At 50.6% G+C, this 17,556-nt stretch carries 11 protein-coding genes; all 11 read right to left on the bottom strand.

The window, feature by feature from the left end; translation table 11 throughout:
- Positions 1-51 precede the first annotated feature (51 nt).
- Positions 52-1,410: a hypothetical protein gene (locus tag KIS77_05360; GenBank protein MCW5921750.1), complete on the bottom strand. Its 1,359-nt coding sequence runs from the start codon at positions 1,408-1,410 to the stop codon at positions 52-54.
- Positions 1,407-2,762, bottom strand: a complete 1,356-nt coding sequence (locus tag KIS77_05355; GenBank protein MCW5921749.1) for a lipopolysaccharide biosynthesis protein — start codon at positions 2,760-2,762, stop codon at positions 1,407-1,409. The genes KIS77_05360 and KIS77_05355 overlap by 4 nt, the downstream gene beginning before the upstream one ends.
- A 42-nt stretch (positions 2,763-2,804) precedes the next feature.
- Complete coding sequence (locus KIS77_05350; GenBank protein ID MCW5921748.1) at positions 2,805-3,983, bottom strand: glycosyltransferase family 4 protein; 1,179 nt, start codon at positions 3,981-3,983, stop codon at positions 2,805-2,807.
- Positions 3,970-4,923: an NAD-dependent epimerase/dehydratase family protein gene (locus tag KIS77_05345; protein ID MCW5921747.1), complete on the bottom strand. Its 954-nt coding sequence runs from the start codon at positions 4,921-4,923 to the stop codon at positions 3,970-3,972. The genes KIS77_05350 and KIS77_05345 overlap by 14 nt, the downstream gene beginning before the upstream one ends.
- A complete protein-coding gene (locus KIS77_05340; GenBank protein MCW5921746.1) occupies positions 4,920-5,942 on the bottom strand; it encodes a glycosyltransferase in 1,023 nt (340 codons plus the stop codon). The genes KIS77_05345 and KIS77_05340 overlap by 4 nt, the downstream gene beginning before the upstream one ends.
- Positions 5,939-7,048: a hypothetical protein gene (locus KIS77_05335; GenBank protein ID MCW5921745.1), complete on the bottom strand. Its 1,110-nt coding sequence runs from the start codon at positions 7,046-7,048 to the stop codon at positions 5,939-5,941. Before KIS77_05335 ends, KIS77_05340 begins: the two co-directional genes overlap by 4 nt.
- A 38-nt stretch (positions 7,049-7,086) precedes the next feature.
- Entirely contained in the window at positions 7,087-9,960 is a 2,874-nt protein-coding gene (locus KIS77_05330; GenBank protein MCW5921744.1) for an SLBB domain-containing protein, read from the bottom strand.
- A 55-nt stretch (positions 9,961-10,015) separates the two neighbouring features.
- Positions 10,016-11,167, bottom strand: a complete 1,152-nt coding sequence (locus KIS77_05325; GenBank protein ID MCW5921743.1) for a DegT/DnrJ/EryC1/StrS family aminotransferase — start codon at positions 11,165-11,167, stop codon at positions 10,016-10,018.
- Positions 11,168-11,374: 207 nt separating this feature from the next.
- Positions 11,375-12,664 (bottom strand): nucleotide sugar dehydrogenase, encoded by a 1,290-nt coding sequence (locus tag KIS77_05320; GenBank protein MCW5921742.1) that lies wholly within the window; start codon positions 12,662-12,664, stop codon positions 11,375-11,377.
- Between the two features lie 166 nt (positions 12,665-12,830).
- Positions 12,831-13,370, bottom strand: coding sequence for a winged helix-turn-helix transcriptional regulator (locus KIS77_05315; protein MCW5921741.1), 540 nt, complete (start codon positions 13,368-13,370; stop codon positions 12,831-12,833).
- 73 nt (positions 13,371-13,443) lie between these two features.
- On the bottom strand, positions 13,444-17,187 hold the full coding sequence (gene metH / locus KIS77_05310; protein MCW5921740.1) for a methionine synthase: 3,744 nt from the start codon (positions 17,185-17,187) through the stop codon (positions 13,444-13,446).
- Between the last annotated feature and the right edge of the window lie 369 nt (positions 17,188-17,556).

The raw sequence follows: 17,556 nt of genomic DNA, 5'->3' as shown, positions 1-17,556 counted from the left end.
TTCTTCCGGGATGACACCTCAGAATCCGCCAAAGCGATAATGGCCAGTGGATTATAGCGATATTTTGAAAAGCAAGTTTGCCGACTTAAACATGACAAAAACAAAAAAGGCGCTTTTGACGAACGAGTTTAAAAAACTGAGCACATCGTTTTCCATTGTAAAAAAACTGATGAACAACAGCGGAAACCACAGGATGAGCGAAGGCGTGTTTCTGGCAATCAACAATGCCTTCTTGAATAAAAAGTTGAACAAGATGCCGTAAAAAAACATGAAAACACAGCCGCCTATTTTGCCAAAATTGATATATGCCTCTCCGATTGGGCCAACATTGTAGCTGATGCCGCGCAGGACTGATTCGCAGTCTCCCACATAACGACACACCATGTCCGCTCCACCAGCCCGTGGTTTGTCGGGCCACAAAAAACGAGGCGCCAAAGAGGCCGTCACAGCGTCGAGTACGGTGCGCCCTTGCGCAAACGGCTCGAACTTGGGCACATAGTTCATCACTTTGGAGACAATATTGCCCTGATTGGCCCTAACGGCCATGTTGAAAATGCGTTCGGGCTGGAAGATTTCCGAGGGGTTGGTGAGGCGCTGCCAAATCAACTGCCCGAACAATGAAGGGTCTGCGCTTCTTTCCAAACCTGACCAAGTGCCGGCTCTATATTCAAATTTGATAGATTGAATAAGAAATATCAAGAAGACCCCACCTCCCAACACAAGTGTTTTTGTGCGCCATTTGATTTTTTTCCCTGCCAACAGGATGAGCGTGCTAATGACCGTCATAAAAATCAATTGGCCATACATTCCCGAGCTGATGGATTGTGCCAAAGTAAGCCCCACACAAAATAACACGACTTTGGTTTTATGCTTAAAAGGCGAGTAGAGCACATAAAACATCCCCACATAAGTGAGCAGCGCAAAATTCTGGACGATGTTCCTAAGTGACTCTGGTGTTACTCTTATCAAAAAAGTAGCCGCGATACCGATGGCTATTAAATAGATGCCTATGTAGGATTTGCCGGCAAGATAGCTTTTTAATCGCGCGTTGTAATGCGGCATTTTCCAAATGCCTCCCATCAAAGGCATTTTTAACCCTAAAACAAACAACAAGGTAGCCGGAAGCGAATATGAGAAGTATTCGGGGGCCGGGGTCGGCATGAATGTTATCCAAAGTTTTGCCAGCGCATCGTACTCATTGAAAATTTCATAGGCCACTACGGGCATGGCTACCCAAGTCAGGAATGCAATGGCCACCACTATCTCCAAAAAAGGCATTTTTCTGCCGATTGAATCAATTAAATCGAGCAAGAAATACAGCGACAGCGCCAATGCAATCGCTTCATACCAAACAATATGTGCGACAAGGAAAATGAACAGGACGGCAGATATGAATGACCTGAAAATCATTTCCAAATGAGCCTTGGTTTGGGCAAAGTCAAAGTCTGTCGCACAAAATCAAGTGCTGGCTGCTGTAGCCAACCGAGACTTGTCCGCAACACTATCAACGAAAACACGACATCGGACAAAATCAGCAAAATCGGCAAGATGCTAAGACCCATGGAACCCACACACAGATATGCCGATACAAGCACAAAGAGGCTCGTCATCAAATAGTATCGAGTGATTTTCTGGTGGCGATTGCAGCCCAGCAGCAATGTCCAACTGCCGAGCCAAAGGCTGTTGACCAGTATGTAACAAAGATAAAGCGTGAAAAAAGGCTCTTCCGCCGTCACCTGCCCTTTGGTCCAAAAGTCAAGTATGAACGGGCCGAAGATTTTAAGGCCTAACACGGAGAGCAAAGTAAGCCCCACGATGGCCTGCACCGAACGGGCGTGCAAGCGGCGCAGCGCATCGAAATCTTGCTTGCCGAGGCTGAGCGCATATTCCGAAAAAACCGAGAGATTGATAATGCCGATGACCTGTTTGGCAAAGTTGCACAATGTGCGCACGGTGGAAAAAAGCACCACGCTTGCCGCCCCGAGGGTGATGCCGAGAATGGTGACCAGTCCTTGTGTCAAAAAATTTTGCCCCATGTAAACAGTCATCATCGAAAGCGACGGAGGCAACAAACGACGTACGATTGGCCATTCAAAATCAATTTTTTCGACACGAAGCCACCCCGCCAAGCGTCGAATGTCGAACCAGATAACACTTGCGTACATGATGCGGGCTGCCAAGAAAGCGCCTGCCGCCGCAACTACTCCTGCTCCTGATATTACTGCAGTCAACAAAGCCACAAATTCCAACAATCTGAACAAATTGGAGATTACCTGCCCGCGTGCATAGCGCCCGACGGTTCGATAAGCGCCTAACAGCAACGTGAGAAAAATGGCAAAAAAAATATACCATGTCAACAGAAGCATGGTCAAATTGAGTTCGGCAGGGGCGACTTGTTGAAGTTTGAGCCAATCGTGCCACGGCAAGGCAAAAATGAGGATTGAAAATGTCGCACAAACCGTCAGCCCGATTCCCACGATGCTCAGGAATGCCCCGCGAAAAATGCGTTTGGCCTGCTCATAGTCTTGTTTCGCTGCGCACATGGACATTTCGGTGGTCGCCACCGTGCCAAGCCCCAAATCGCTCATGCCCAGATAGCCGGGTATTGTGAAAATCAGTAGCCATTCGCCGTAGTATTGCATTCCCCAATAATGGAGCATGAGCGGCACACCGGCCAACTGCACACATACCGTGACGAATTGGCCGAACACATTCGCCGAGATGCCGGCGAGGATTCTGCTTTTGCGGCTGCCGTGAATCATGTGAGGACGCGCGTGGTGAGTAAAGAGTCGGTTGGGGCGCAGTTAGAGCGAGGCGAGATTCTTGATGGCAACAGAATATGAATACTCTGCTATTACCTCGTGAGAGACTTGACGGGCTTTCAGCCGCCATTCATCGTTTTGTAGGATATAGAGTAGTTTTTCGGCCAGTTGCTCCACATCGCCGGTGGGGACGACAAACCCGTTTAGCCCTTCCTTCACCAAGTCATCGGTACAACCAACCGCGTCGGAGACAATGACAGGCAAGCCAAAATTCATGGCCTCGTTGACGGCAAGCCCCCACGCCTCGCTCGAAGAACACAGCACCAAAACATCTGAAACGGCATAGAATTGAGCAATTTTGGATTGGTTGACGAAGCCGAACAGGCGTACCTTGTCATCTAAACTGTATGCTGCGATTTTGGCTTCTATTTCCTGTTTCATTTCTCCATCACCCACTATCGCCAACACCGCATTGGCATCATTGGCGATGGTTTTAAAGGCCATTATCAAATCAAGTGGACGCTTGATGGGTATGAGTTTTCCTACAAACAAAATTACTTTTTTGTCAGGAGGAAAGCCAAGTTCTTGTTTAAGGGATTGTTTGTTTTTCAGTAAATCGGTGGCTTGTCGGTGAAAGCGTTCATTGTCAACCGCGTATGGTGAGTTTGCTAATTTTGATTCAGGCACGCCATAACGTTGATAGAAAAGTTTGTTTTGCTTGCCTATGTAAAGGAAATGGTCAATGAGCGGGAACAGCAAGTGTTGCAGCAATTTTCTTTGAAATCGGGACATAAAGCCCCTACGCAGTTTTTCTCTTAAAAATGGGGTATCGCAGCGAATCATTACTGCCTGACCACTTAATTTGCAAGCCATGACGGCTGCGAGGTAGGTGAAGTTGTTCCAGCCGAACAACACGACGGCGCTTTTGCGGGGGAGCCGAAATATCTCCTTGAAGATGCTTGGATTGATAATTCCCCAAATGCTGTATAGAGATGGTTTGGGAGCATGGTTTTTGAGAAATTTATGTGGATAACCTTCCAAAATTGGGATATCCCACTTCACTGCTTTCCCAAATTGCTTGTCAACTTCGGCGTTTAATCCATGTCTCGTACAGTACCAGACTTCAAAATCGAACACTTTTTTAGCAGCCATTTCCTGGTACATGGGGGCGAAATACTGAATAGGATGGGTGTTCAAAAAAACAATCTTACGATAGTTCATATTCAGGTTTCGCTTGTGGCACCCTCCAAGATTTCAGGATTCGCTTAAGTCCTTCTTCCAATGGAAGCAAATCTCTCTTTATTATGCTCCTCATTTTGGAAATATCGGGTTGCCTTCGGGTCATGTCGCCTTCTTTCAACGGCGGGAGATAGACTATTTTCGATGTTGAGTTTGTGACTCGTACAATGATTTCGGCCAGTTCGGCAATCGAGTATTGTTGGTCATTGCCAACATTTACGACCTCGTTGATACAAAGATTTTCCTCCAATATCTTTCTCGTAAATTCCACATTATCTTCTATGTAACAAAAAGTGCGGGACTGGCTTCCATCGCCATATATCGTGATGTCTCTATCTTCCAAAGCTGCCCTGATGAATTTGGATATGACGAAATCGTCGCTTTGTTTTTCTCCGTAGGTGTTGAAAAAGCGGAATATCGTGTAATCCAAGCCAAATGCTTGATGATAGGCCCTACAAAAGGATTCGCCCAAGTTTTTGACAACGGCATAAGGCAGCCTCGAATTCAATGGAGTTGTCTCTTCGTGTTGAGGCGTGTTTACCGGTTCTCCATACACTTCCGAGGAGGAGGAAAAGAACACTCGCTGCACACCTGTTTTCCTGCATAGTTCCAAGACGTTTTTAATGCCGTCTATGTCTTGAAGCACCATAATTGGATTGTCCAATGTGCGCTGTACTCCCACTACGGCGGCATAATGAAAAACATAGTCGAATTTATTACGGAGCATGATTTTTTCCATTGCTCCGTATTCATTCACATCTGCTTTTATGAATGTCACGTTTTCTTTGTGGGGGATGTTTTTTTCTTTTCCCGTTAGCAAGTTGTCAACCAATACAATCTGGTTTACACTGTTTTTTTGAAGTTCATCGGCCAGCGAACTGCCAATAAATCCTGCCCCTCCGGTGATGAGTATTCGTTTCATGTCGTTGTTTGCAAGAACAAATCAATGATGCTTTGTGCGCGATGCAAGTAGGTGTTTTTGTCAACCGTAATCTGATAACCGGATTTTCTAATCGCCAGACACCTTTTCTCATTAGACAATGCACTTTCTATTTTCGTGCATAAGTCTTCCTCGTTGTTGAAGTAGAGCAAATGTTTGGAATCAATATACTCGTCTTCCCACTCCGGGCATTTGCTCGATAGTTGCAGCGATTTCGCCACGCAGGCTTCAAAGAAGCGCATATTCGCTGCCGGATAATTCGTGTCATCTATGATATTCATAGCAATGCGCGACTGGTTCATCAGTCTTGCAAACTCATTTCCAAACAAATGTCTGCTCACGATGTGTGGTTTCAACTCGTTGGAGTTGCTTTTAGCCCATTCCGCGCCGTATATCCCCAACTTCAATGTTGGAAAATTTTTTGAAATGGACTCAAGTGCCTTAATCCTTTCGGGGCGCGGGTTGCCGATAAAAATCACATCGTGTTCAAAATGTTGGGGCAAATCAAATCCACCGTGCAAAGCTTCATCGGCAGCCAATGGCACCCAATGAACATTGGAAAACCCCATTTGCTTGAATACTGGAATAGCATCCCGACTATAAGAGGCCAAACCATCATAAAGCGGCGCGGCGGTTGCTACATGGGCGCTGATGTTGAACAGTGTGTCAGGCCACAACAAGATAATTTTTCCCTTGATGATTGATTTCAAAAATGCCAGTGCGTTGACATGAATGGGCGCGTTGCAAAACACTATAACCAAGTCGGGGTCTATGGACTTTACTTGAACAACAAATTCTCGTTGCATTTTCTTAATCCACGCATTGATGCCAATAAAGCTGTTTATGTATTGTCCAACTTTTCCTAACCGAACATACTTTTGCTGAGTGGCAACGGTATCGAACCAATGCACTTCAAAGCCTAAACGCTGGAATGCTCTCCTGTATGAGGCTTCCAAACAATAGTCATTTATTGATGAACCAGCAAAAACAACTTTTTTCATGAAGTCCCTCTTTTTTCGTCGCGGCTTTTTATATCTACGTTCTTGAACATCTGCATACCGACTATGTAAATGATAGCGATGAGTAGTCCAATGCCCAAGCCCAATGCCAGCGCCACTTTTTTCGATGCGTTGACGGGTTTTATCGGTGCCAATGGCCTGTCAATTTCCATAAAAACAGGCGTGGCGTTTTTCAGCAGGAAAGAAGCCGTTTCAAGGTTTTTGATAGCCTCTGCGTACATGAGGTTGAGGATTTGTATATCGGCGCCGAGGCGCTTTTGCGGCACTTTGTCTTCTTTCAGAAGCAATCCCAATGTGCGGTCTTCGGTGCGGGCGAGCGTCGTTTCGGCGGTTGTCAGCACTGCGCGGATGGAGTCGCGGCGGAGTTCGAGATTGCGCACGGTCTGGCGCGACTGGGCGGTACTTTGTTCTATGTAAAACTGGCTCAAATGACGGTAAAGCGATTCGACCAACGCGATGGAGAGGTCTTCTCTACGGGCATACGCGGTGATGTTCAAAATGCTGGTTTGCTTGGAATAGCCAGCTTTGACAAAGGCGGTTTTTTCGCCGACCATGTATTGATGCAGGTGCTTGAGCGCCTTGTTTTCCCTTCTGTCAAACTGCTCCACATTGCCATGCGCGAATCGAAAATCTCGCAGCAACTTGTCGTCGCTCCATTTTCTGTGGAAATTATAGGTCTCGATGATGTGGTTGGCCAGATAATCGGATTTCTCTTGAATGGTGGCCGAGTCGAAAAGGGCGGCTTGCAGGATATGGCGCGACTTAGCCAATTCGGTGATTTTGTCAAGGTTGAGGTCTCCGCTACTGCCGCTCCCAAAGCCAAACTGGCCGAGCAAGTTCGCCACGCTGCTCAAGCCATTCTTCGAATCTTCGCGCACCATGAAAGTCAGTTGTGCGGGATACTTGGGAGGGGTCAGCAAGGCAATGAGCAGGAATGTGCCCGAAAAGAGAGAAACGGAAAGCAACACAAGTTTCCACTGTGCCCGGAGCATTCTATAAATGTCAATAACCTTGGCGACCAAATCGCGCAGCGTCATTTCCTGCTCTTCCTCAGGGCTGTCTTGTCGCTTTGTTGTTTCCTCGTTCATGGATTAGTAAGTGCAATGGACGTGGCTTTTCGCTGGTTCTAATTTCTCCTAATGGCCGCCACCGCCACCACCACCGTTGCCAACGTGGCCGCTGTGGAAAGTATCTGCGTGAAGGCTTTGTCCCAATCAAAGGGCTTTTTCTCTCCGGCGGCTTTTTTCTGCTTCACGGGTTTGCTGCCGACGGTGATGATGGAGCCGGGTGTCACTTTGGGATAACTTTTAAATAAGAGGTGGTTGCGCGTGTGATTGATTTTGCCGTTGGGTTGCTCCACCGTCACGCGGGAGCGTCTGGCGTTTTGGCCAAACCCCGCGGCGTATTGGTGCACATACCAATCGGCGCGTTTGCGAGGGGTGTAAGCCGAATTTATCAAGCCATTGGCAATGAGTGGCGCGGAGATGATTTCGGCTGCCCTGGTATTGATGGTGCGTATGCTCACGAGGTCTTCGCGTTTGGGGACGGTGATGATGTCGCCTTCTTTGAGGATATGATTGTGCAAAGAGCGTCGGTTGCGCATGGCTTCGGCAAGGTCGGTCACGACGTATCCCTTCTCTCCTTCTGTCCGAAAGAGCGATGCGCCTTCCGCGAAAGCCTCCGAAGTGAGGCTGCCCGCGCGGAGTATCACGTCGGAGAGGGTCTCGTTGTCGCCCAACAAGGCATAACGACCGGGATAACGCACTTCGCCTTGCACCTCCACGAAGCGTTGAAAATCAAATTCCGGCGCTGTGCGCACCACAATTTCGTCGTAAGGAAAAATAGCGAACCCGCCCGGCGTGACGAAGTTGTTGTCCACTTGCAAAGTAGCCACAATGACGCGGGTGGGCTGATTGTCCCGAATTTGAACCCTAAAAACATCCACGCGATTTCGAGCCGCTTCGAGCTTAAGGCCACCCGCCAGCAGTAGCGCCTCTCGCAAGCTCATGTTGTTGCCATAAACAAATTCCCCCGGCCTGCGCACGGCACCACTTACTTTGATGGTAGCGGTATCTGTAAATGTTGAGCGCGACATGACTTCCAAGCGGTCGAAGGGTTGCAACAAGATATTGGCAGGCGATTCGGGGGCATCGAATGCTGCGGCAATATCCACTTCCAAATACTCCAATTCTCTGACGCTGTTCAGGTTGCTCCGAGTTATCAGCCCCATGCCGTTCGCGTCGGGTCGCAAGCCCCCTGCGAGCAAGATGGCGCGCTGAAGCGTCAGGGAGGAATCTCGCGTGTACGGGTAATTCACCACCGAATCGCGCACGGCGCCGACAATGCTTATGCTGCTCAAGTCGGTGTATCGCCCCTTTGAATAAATGGTGAGCACGTCTTTGGGTTGTAGCAGCAAGTCCTTATCCGTACCCGGAGCGGCAAGCACTTCTGCAAGGTCGAGTTGGAGCAGTTGGGTCGTGTTGTCGGTGTGCGTGCGCAACAGAAAGGCGGCGTCGGTGCGAGCCTCCGGGCGCAGCACGCCTCTTTTCACCAAATCGCTCAGACGAACAGCCTCGGTCACGGCATATTTGCCGGGCAACTCCACCGCACCTTCGATGGAAACCGTGTTTTCGATAGGGGAGGGGATGGTCCGAATCTCCACTATGTCGCCGTTGAGTAGCGCGAAGTCCTGCTTTTTTTCCAAAATCTCTTTCAAATTCACATCGAGCAACACTTGTCGGTCGTTCACAAAACGTTGTACCTGAATCACCTCGCGATAAGCATTGGCGTTCAGCCCCCCCGCAAAATCGAGCAATTTGACCAATTGTTCCGCGCCTGCCAATTCGTAGCGGAACGGGCGCCGCACAGCCCCGCGAATGGAGACCACACGTTCCGCCACCGGGACGTGGATGATGTCGTTGTCTTCCAAAAAAAAGTCGAATTGAACGGCGGGGTTGTTCATGAACTCGTAAATGTCGAGCCGTTTGGATTCGCGCCCGCGAATGACTTTGATGTTGCGCACTGTGCCCAAATCGCTGGGGCCGCCAGCGGCGACCAGCGCGTTGAATGCCGTGTTAATTGCCGACATGGAAAAGCTCCCATAGTTGACGGTCTCTCCAAAGATATTGACCGTGATGCTGCGGGCGGTGGTGAGGCTGACGGCGAATTGCTCTGGCGCAAACCGGTAAAATTGGGCGAAGCGGCTTCGCAACAATTCCCTTGCTTGCCCCAATCGCACCCCCTTCAGGAAAATCTTGGGCATTCCGCTTGGCGCGATGTTGCCGTCCTTGCTTATTTCAAACTGGCTGTCGAACTGCGAGGCGCCGAATATGCTAATGGTGATGATGTCGCCCGAGCTCAGCACATAGCTATCGGGTGGTTTCACCTCGTTGGTGGTGCGGAACACCGAGAGGGATTTTTCGCGGAAAAGATGTTGGCCATACACCACCGCAGGGGGCAGGCTGTCGGTAGCCAACGCGGCAGCCATTTCCTCCGCTATGGCCTCCTCGATGCTCACCCCTTGCTTCACTTTTTGCTGAATGGCCTCTGCGCGTTCGCGGGCGATGCGGGTTGTGCGGTCTTCGCTTGGCTTGGGCGATTCAGGCGGTTTGGTACCAGTACCAGTGTCGGTAGTTGGGGGTTTTGCGGTGGGCGCTTGCTCTTTTTGGGTTTGAGATGCTTTTTCAGCCTCCAGTTCTTTTATGACTTCCTCGATGGTGTTCTGCAATTGTGGCAATTGTTCGGGCGTCACTTTGTCCATGTCAATGCCGCGCTGGAGCAAACGGGCACGCACCTCGTTCTCGTCAAGACCCCGCCGCTGGATTTCCCGCTTGGCCTGCTCCTGCATGGCAGGCGAGGGGACCGAGGGGCTTTGCGCCGAAAGGCAGAGCGAAAAAATCAAGAAAAACAACAAGCTCATGCCGCGAAGTCGCTTGTCGCGAGAAGCATTATGAAAGAACGGGCCGATTTCATGGTGGAATCGAGCAAAAGAAAAGGGCATTCTGAATCGGTTTTGTAGCATATCAAGGGGGGAGGATTATCGGTTGGGGGCAGTTTTATTTTTCAAAAAAAGCCCGCACCGTGCCAGTTATTTTTTTCAAAATTTCCTCCGTCATTTCTGTGTGCATGGGCAGTGAGAACACAGCGTCGCATAGATGTTCAGTCGCGGGTAACGTTTGTCCGCCCCAATACTGCTTGAAAGCTTCTTGTTTGTAGAGCGGAACGGGGTAGTAAATCATGCAAGGGATGCCTTGCTCGCTCAAAAACATTTTTAGTTCATCGCGGGTTGCGCTGGGGTTGGGTGTCTTGATTTGCAGGGTGTATTGGTGAAAAACGTGCGTAGAGTGTGCGCTTCTTGTCGGGGTTTTCAATTGGGGGATGGCTGAAAAAACAGCATCGTAGTAATCGGCGGCGCGGCGGCGAGCATTGCAGTACTCATCCAGATATTTGAGTTTGACATCCAAAATGGCGGCCTGAATGGCATCCAAGCGGGAGTTCACGCCGATTTTGTCGTGATAATACTGTTTGGATTGCCCGTGGTTGGCAATCATGCGTGCGGCATCGGCCAAGGCCGGGTCATTGGTCATCAACGCGCCGCCGTCGCCATAGCAGCCGAGATTTTTGGAGGGGAAAAACGAGGTGCAGCCGAAGTGTCCGATGGTTCCGGTTTTTTTAGTGTGTGGGTGACTTGTGGCTCCCCCCTCACTGTTGTAGTCAGCCCCGATTGCCTGCGCGTTGTCTTCAATGACAAACAGGTTGTGCTTTTTGGCCAATGCCATGATTGGCTCCATGTCAACGCTTTGGCCAAAAAGATGCACCGGGACGATTGCCTTGGTGCGCGGGGTGATGGCTGCTTCGACGTGGTCGGCGCGGATATTGAAAGTGTCGGGGTCAACATCGGTCATGACCGGGGTAAGCCCCAGCAGGCCGATGACCTCTGCGGTGGCGACGTAGGTGAAGGCTGGCACGATGACCTCGTCGCCGGGTTTCAGCCCCAATGCCATCATCGCTATCTGGAGCGCGTCCGTACCGTTGGCACAGGGGATGACGTGTGTCACGCCGAGGTATTTTTCCAAGTTTTCTTTAAAAGAGATGACTTTAGGCCCACCGATATATTGTGTGGACTCAATCACACCCAAAACCGCTTGGTCTATTTCTTCCTTGATGCGGTGATACTGGGTTTTGAGGTCAACCATTTGAATTGTCATGTGCTCAGTAGTTGAATTTGTCTATTGGGTGATTTGTTGATTTGAAAACCGTGCATCGCTAAAATGGCTTCGCCATTCATAAGTTGCGGGGGACTTATGGCACTTGATTGGCAAAAAATTGATTTACAAGACATTTTCTCCAATGATGAATGATAAATGACGAATTTGTGCCGCGCTCGACATTCATCGTTTCTCATTCATCATTACTTAAAGTCGCCAATAGTGAATATCGGCATCCACCTTGTCGTATAGCGCCTTTAGGTCCATCAGGATGGGGTGCCCCTTAGTGATTGACTTGAAGTAGGCGCTGTCATACTGTCTGTATTCATGATGTGCTACGGCTACGACAATGGCATCATAGTCGTCAGAAATGTTGTCCACCAGCGTGAGCTTGTACTCGTGAGCCACCTCGTTGGGCGACGCATGCGGGTCAGCGACGTGCACGTTGATGGAGTAGTCCTGAAGCTCATGCACGAGAGCGGCCACTTTGGAGTTGCGAATGTCGGCCACATCTTCCTTGAAAGTGATACCGAGCACCAATACTTTTGATTTGCCGGGGCTTTTGTCTTTTTGGATGAGCAGCTGAACGAGCTTTTTCGCTATCCAAGCGGGCATCCCGTCATTGATGCGCCGTCCGCTGAGAATTACTTGGGGTTCGTAGCCAAGCTCCACGGATTTATGCAGCAAATAATAGGGGTCAACGCCGATGCAATGGCCGCCGACGAGACCCGGATACAGTTTGATGAAATTCCACTTGGTGCTGGCTGCTTTGATGACTTCGTAAGTGTCTATGCCCATGCGGTCGAAAATCATCGCCAGCTCGTTCATCAAAGAGATGTTGAGGTCGCGCTGTGTGTTTTCGATGACCTTGGCGGCCTCAGCGACTTTGATGCTGCTGGCTTTATAGACACCAGCTTCTATGATGTGGCCGTAGGTTTGGGCGATTTCCTCCAATGCCTCGTCGTCGGAGCCGCTCACTATTTTGAGTATTTTGGTCAATGGGCGTGATTTGTCGCCGGGATTGATGCGCTCTGGGGAATACCCTAGTTTGAAGTCGCGCCCCATTTTCAAGCCGGACACTTCTTCCAAGATAGGCAGGCAGTCTTCTTCCGTGCAGCCTGGGTATACCGTTGACTCATAGATGACGTAGTCACCTTTCTTGAGGGCTTTGCCCACGCTGGCTGAGGCTTTTTTTAGTGGGTTGAGGTCGGGCACTTTGTGTTCATCGATGTCCGTTGGCACGGCTATGACGAAAAAATGAGCCTTTCGGAGTACTTCTATCTCGTCGGTGAACGTGATGTCGGTGTTGTGAAATGCTTCCGGGTCGAGTTCTCTGGAAGGGTCTTCGCCCCGGCGCATCATTTCGATGCGGGCCTTGTTGATGTCGAAGCCGATGACGCGAAAGTGGCGGGCAAATTCCAAAGCGATGGGTAGGCCGACATAGCCGAGGCCAACTACTGCGATGGTTTTCTGTTTGTCTTTAAGTGCTTGATACATTTTGCTGAGGATGAAAATCTTGCATTCAGTAATTCAAAAGAAGGGGAGTGCTTAGAATTGGGTACGCTTCAAATTGTCGTAACCAAATCGGAGCGGTGTTCCGATAAATGCCGAACAGCGTTGCGGCGTACAAAAGCAACAATTTGAAATGCACGTCTTAGAATTTTTAAACCTTGTTTTCGCTCCAAATCAAGAGGGGTTCTGGGTTGTGTTTTTTCCAGTCAATCATCGCCGCCTCCTCGCTGTCGTAAATCAAATAGCGGATTTTTCGCCCGATGATTTTCTCCGCTTTTTCAACCAATGAGGTCAAGTAGGTTTTGTCAAAATCGCCGACAAACACCAAGTCAATCACTTGGCTGTCCATGCCTTTTGAAAAATCGCCGACAAGATACACGCGCTGCACTTGCCCAAGTCTTTGAATGACGTTTTCAATGACTTGGTCGAGGCCGACGTGTTTCATCACAATGTTGTGAATCTCGTTGAACAGCGGATGGGATGTGTTGGCACGGAAGATTTTTTTGTTGCCTTCGCTTTCGGAAGTAAGCAGGCCTGCGCCTTCCAATCGGTTGAGCTCCACGCGGATGCCGTTGGAGGATTCGCCGAACTCACTCTCCAAACTGCGCAGGTACGCGGTGGCGTGGCTGTTGAGAAAAAATTTCAACAATAGCTTGATGCGTGTTTTGGAAGAGATGAGTGCGTCAATCATACTCAAAATTGAGCAGCAAAATTACTCAAAATTGAAAAGGTGCACCTGCCGCTCGACAAATTTAATGCCGACTTCACGGGTCGTAATTCAACACGGGCATCAGCCAACGCTCTGCCTCGGCGAGGCTCATGCCTTTGCGTCGTGCGTAATCCTCCGTTTGGTCTTTGCCGATTTGCCCCAGCCCAAAGTATTTGGAATCGGGATGGCTAAAATACCAGCCGCTCACCGAAGCGGTCGGGTACATGGCGCAGCTTTCGGTCAGCTGTATGCCTGACCGTTCTTCGGGCTGGAGCAACTGCCACAGCGTTCGTTTTTCAGTGTGTTCGGGGCAAGCGGGATAGCCGGGCGCTGGCCGAATGCCTTGGTATTTTTCGGTGATGAGCGAGTCGTTGTCGAGGTTTTCGGCGGCAGCATACCCCCAGAATTCTTTGCGCACCCGTTCGTGCATTCGTTCGGCAAATGCCTCCGCCAAACGGTCGGCGAGCGCCTTGAGCATGATGGCGGCGTAATCGTCGTGGGTGGCTTCAAATCGTTTGACGTGCTTCTCGATACCGATGCCTGCGGTGACTGCGAATGCGCCGAGGTAGTCGGCCTTGCCTGTTGCGGCTGGGGCGACAAAGTCGGAGAGGCAGAAGTTGGCTTGTCCCGCTGCTTTCACATTTTGCTGCCTTAGGTTGCGCAGCGTGGTCAGCACGGTGGTTCGGCTTTCGTCCGTGTAGAGGTGGATGTCGTCGTCGTCAATGGCGTTGGCTGGGAAAATCCCAATTACTGCCCGCGCTGTAAGCCACTGCCCGTCAATGATTTGACGCAGCATGGATTGCGCATCGTGGTACAGTTTTTTTGCTTCCACGCCTACCACTTCGTCGTCGAGAATCGCCGGGAATTTGCCTGCCAACTGCCAGCTTTGGAAGAAGGGTGTCCAGTCAATGTAGTCCGAAATCTCTTCGAGCGAATAGTTGTCGAAGGTTTTTATGCCCACAAAATTGGGTTTGGGAGGTGTGTAGTTGCGCCAATCCAATTCCAGCTTATTGGCGCGGGCTTGTTCAAGCGTCAGATATTGTTTTGACGATTGGCGGTTGGCGCGCTGAACGCGTATTTGCTCGTATTCGACCTGTACGCCTTGCACGAAGGCCTTGTGCTCTGTTTCGTTTTTGGTGAGCAGCGAGCTGACCACGGCGACCGAACGGCTGGCATCGAGCACATGGACAACGGGCGCGTTGCTGTATTGTGGTTCCACTTTGACGGCGGTGTGGGTCTTGGAAGTGGTGGCTCCTCCTATGAGTAAGGGGATGTTGAAATTGAGGCGTTGCATCTCTTTGGCGACGTGCACCATCTCGTCGAGCGAAGGGGTAATCAGTCCTGACAGGCCGATGACATCTACTTTTTCCTCGATGGCCGTTTTTAGTATTTTTTCGGCAGGCACCATCACGCCCAAATCCACGATGTCGTAATTGTTACAGCCCAGTACCACCCCGACAATGTTTTTGCCGATGTCGTGCACATCACCTTTCACGGTCGCCAAGAGGATTTTGCCTTTCGCTGCGAAGGTCGCGCCTTTTTCAGCCTGAATAAATGGCTCCAAATAGGCCACTGCTTTTTTCATCACACGGGCGCTCTTGACCACTTGTGGCAAGAACATCTTTCCGGCTCCAAACAAGTCACCCACCACGTTCATGCCGTCCATCAACGGCCCTTCGATGACCTGCAACGGGGCAGGGAACAGGCGACGGGCTTCCTCCGTGTCTTCCTCGATAAACTTGTCGAGACCTTTCACCAGCGCGTGCGTGATGCGCTCTTTCACACTGCCTTCTCGCCACGAGAGGTCTTCTGTCAGTGTTTTTCCGCCTGTGGACTTGAAGGATTCCGCCAGTTTGACCAATTCCTCGGTAGCGTCGGGGTGGCGGTTGAAGAGCACATCCTCGATGCGTTGGAGCAATTCTTTGGGTATTTCCTCGTACACCTCAATCATGCCGGCGTTCACGATGCCCATGTCCATACCGGCCTGAATGGCATGGTAGAGGAAGGCAGAGTGCATTGCCTCTCGCACCACATTGTTTCCCCTAAATGAAAAGGAAAGGTTGCTCACGCCTCCCGATATTTTGGCACCTGGGCAGGTGGCTTTTATGATGCGTGTGGCTTCTATAAAGTTGATGGCGTATTCGTTGTGTTCTTCTATGCCTGTTGCGACGGCGAAGATGTTGGGGTCGAAAATGATGTCGGTGGGGTCGAACCCAACTTGCTCCGTCAGTATTTTGTAGGCACGTTGGCAGATTTCCACCTTGCGTTGGGTGGTGTCAGCTTGGCCTTGCTCGTCAAATGCCATTACGACCACTGCTGCGCCGAAGCGGCGGCAGATATTGGCTTGTCGGACAAACTCGGCTTCGCCTTCCTTCATCGAAATTGAGTTGACGATGCTTTTTCCCTGCAAACATTTCAAGCCAGCCTCGATGACTCGAAATTTGGAGGAATCTACCATCACGGGCAGTTTGGCGATGTCGGGTTCGGCGGACATGAGGTTGAGGAACTTGACCATCGCGGCTTCCGAGTCGAGCAGCCCCTCGTCCATGTTCACGTCAATGATTTGGGCGCCGCCCTCTACCTGTTGACGTGCCACACTGAGCGCCTCTGCGTAATTGCCCGACTTGATGAGTTGTGCGAACTTGGCGGAGCCGGTCACGTTGGTGCGTTCGCCGATGTTGACAAAATTGGTCTCCGGGCGAATGATGAGCGGTTCGAGACCCGCGAGCATGGTGAAGCCCGGCTGAGCCTTACCATTGGTGGAAGGGGAGGGCTCGTTCCGCAGCCCTGCAAAGGAACTGTGGGGCGGCACGCGCGGCGGATATTTGCTGACGTGTTCCGCGATATGCCGAATGTGTTCGGGGGTGGTGCCGCAGCAGCCGCCGAGGATGTTCACAAAACCTGAGCGGGCGAAGTCTTCCATCAGAACGCACATTTCGTGGGCGCTTTGGTCGTATTCGCCAAATTCGTTGGGAAGGCCTGCATTGGGATAGGCGCTGATGAAGCAATCCGCGATTTGGGAAAGTGTTTCCAGGTGTGGCCGCATTTCGGCGGCGCCGAGTGCGCAATTGAGACCCACGGCAAAAGGCTTCGCGTGTTTCACCGAAATCCAGAACGCTTCCACCGTTTGGCCGCTCAATGTGCGTCCAGAGGCATCGGTGATGGTGCCAGATATGATGACGGGCAGGCGCGTGTTTTTTTCCTCAAAAACTTCCTCTACTGCGTAAATGGCTGCTTTGCAGTTGAGCACATCAAAGATGGTTTCAATCAGGATGAGGTGGGCGCCCCCGTCCACAAGGCCCCGCATCTGCTCCGCGTAGGCATCCTTAGCCTCGTCGAACGTGAGTGCCCGGAAGCCGGGGGCGTTCACGTCGGGCGAGAGCGAAAGGGTTTTGTTGAGCGGGCCGACGGCACCTGCCACCCAGCGTGGTCTGGATGGTTCGGCGGCGGTGTAGTCATCTGCGGCGCGGCGAGCGATTTGTGCGGCAGCAAAGTTGATATCGTAGCAAACACCCGCTGGCATATCAAACTCGGCCTGCGAGATGGCGGTGGCGTTGAAGGTGTTGGTCTCTATAATGTCTGCGCCCGCGTCGAGGTAGGCGCGGTGGATACCCTCTATGATGTCAGGCTTGGTAAGGCACAGCACATCGAAGTTGCCTTTGAGGTCTCTGTGGTGCTGTGCGAAGCGTTCGCCGCGAAAATCGGCCTCATCCAATTTGTACGATTGTAGGAAGACGCCCATGGAGCCGTCTATGATGAGAATGCGCTCGCGAGCAGCCGAGTGCAGGGAGGCGAGCATGTGGTCGAAGTTTGTGTCCAATGTTGCAGCGGAAATTTGACGCAAAGAAACGAAAGTGGCAGGGAAAAGTTTTTTGCGTTGAGTTTTGAGGGCTTGGGTGTTTTTCATGAGCGCGATGCCTGTGAAAGCTGCCCCCAAAAGCCAATTTTATGCCAAACAAAAAAGAAAAAACAAACTCTCTGCCGTTCGTCAAAACACAGTTCAAAAAAATCTGATGCTCTTGGCAGCGTTTGTCGGGATGCGCTCGTTTTTTGTGCGTTCATAAGGAAGAATACCCAACCTCGATACACCACACGGAGCATAAAGCAGGTTTTTTAGTTGGTTTTGTTTGTTGCAAAGGGTACGCCAGCGGCGTACCTTTTGTATTTT

The sequence above is a fragment of the Saprospiraceae bacterium genome (assembly GCA_026129545.1).
Classification (GTDB): Bacteria; Bacteroidota; Bacteroidia; order Chitinophagales; family Saprospiraceae; genus M3007.
The sequence above is the reverse complement of the archived record's forward strand: the minus strand, read 5'-3'. Positions and strand labels throughout refer to the sequence as shown.

What these genes read in the sequence shown, in the direction of transcription:
- KIS77_05360 (MCW5921750.1), bottom strand. Translation starts at nt 1,410, where the DNA reads ATGATTTTCAGGTCATTCATATCTGCCGTCCTGTTCATTTTCCTTGTC.
- KIS77_05355 (MCW5921749.1), bottom strand. Translation starts at nt 2,762, where the DNA reads ATGATTCACGGCAGCCGCAAAAGCAGAATCCTCGCCGGCATCTCGGCG.
- KIS77_05350 (MCW5921748.1), bottom strand. Translation starts at nt 3,983, where the DNA reads ATGAACTATCGTAAGATTGTTTTTTTGAACACCCATCCTATTCAGTAT.
- KIS77_05345 (MCW5921747.1), bottom strand. Translation starts at nt 4,923, where the DNA reads ATGAAACGAATACTCATCACCGGAGGGGCAGGATTTATTGGCAGTTCG.
- KIS77_05340 (MCW5921746.1), bottom strand. Translation starts at nt 5,942, where the DNA reads ATGAAAAAAGTTGTTTTTGCTGGTTCATCAATAAATGACTATTGTTTG.
- KIS77_05335 (MCW5921745.1), bottom strand. Translation starts at nt 7,048, where the DNA reads ATGAACGAGGAAACAACAAAGCGACAAGACAGCCCTGAGGAAGAGCAG.
- KIS77_05330 (MCW5921744.1), bottom strand. Translation starts at nt 9,960, where the DNA reads ATGCCCTTTTCTTTTGCTCGATTCCACCATGAAATCGGCCCGTTCTTT.
- KIS77_05325 (MCW5921743.1), bottom strand. Translation starts at nt 11,167, where the DNA reads ATGACAATTCAAATGGTTGACCTCAAAACCCAGTATCACCGCATCAAG.
- KIS77_05320 (MCW5921742.1), bottom strand. Translation starts at nt 12,664, where the DNA reads ATGTATCAAGCACTTAAAGACAAACAGAAAACCATCGCAGTAGTTGGC.
- KIS77_05315 (MCW5921741.1), bottom strand. Translation starts at nt 13,370, where the DNA reads ATGATTGACGCACTCATCTCTTCCAAAACACGCATCAAGCTATTGTTG.
- metH (MCW5921740.1), bottom strand. Translation starts at nt 17,187, where the DNA reads ATGCTCGCCTCCCTGCACTCGGCTGCTCGCGAGCGCATTCTCATCATA.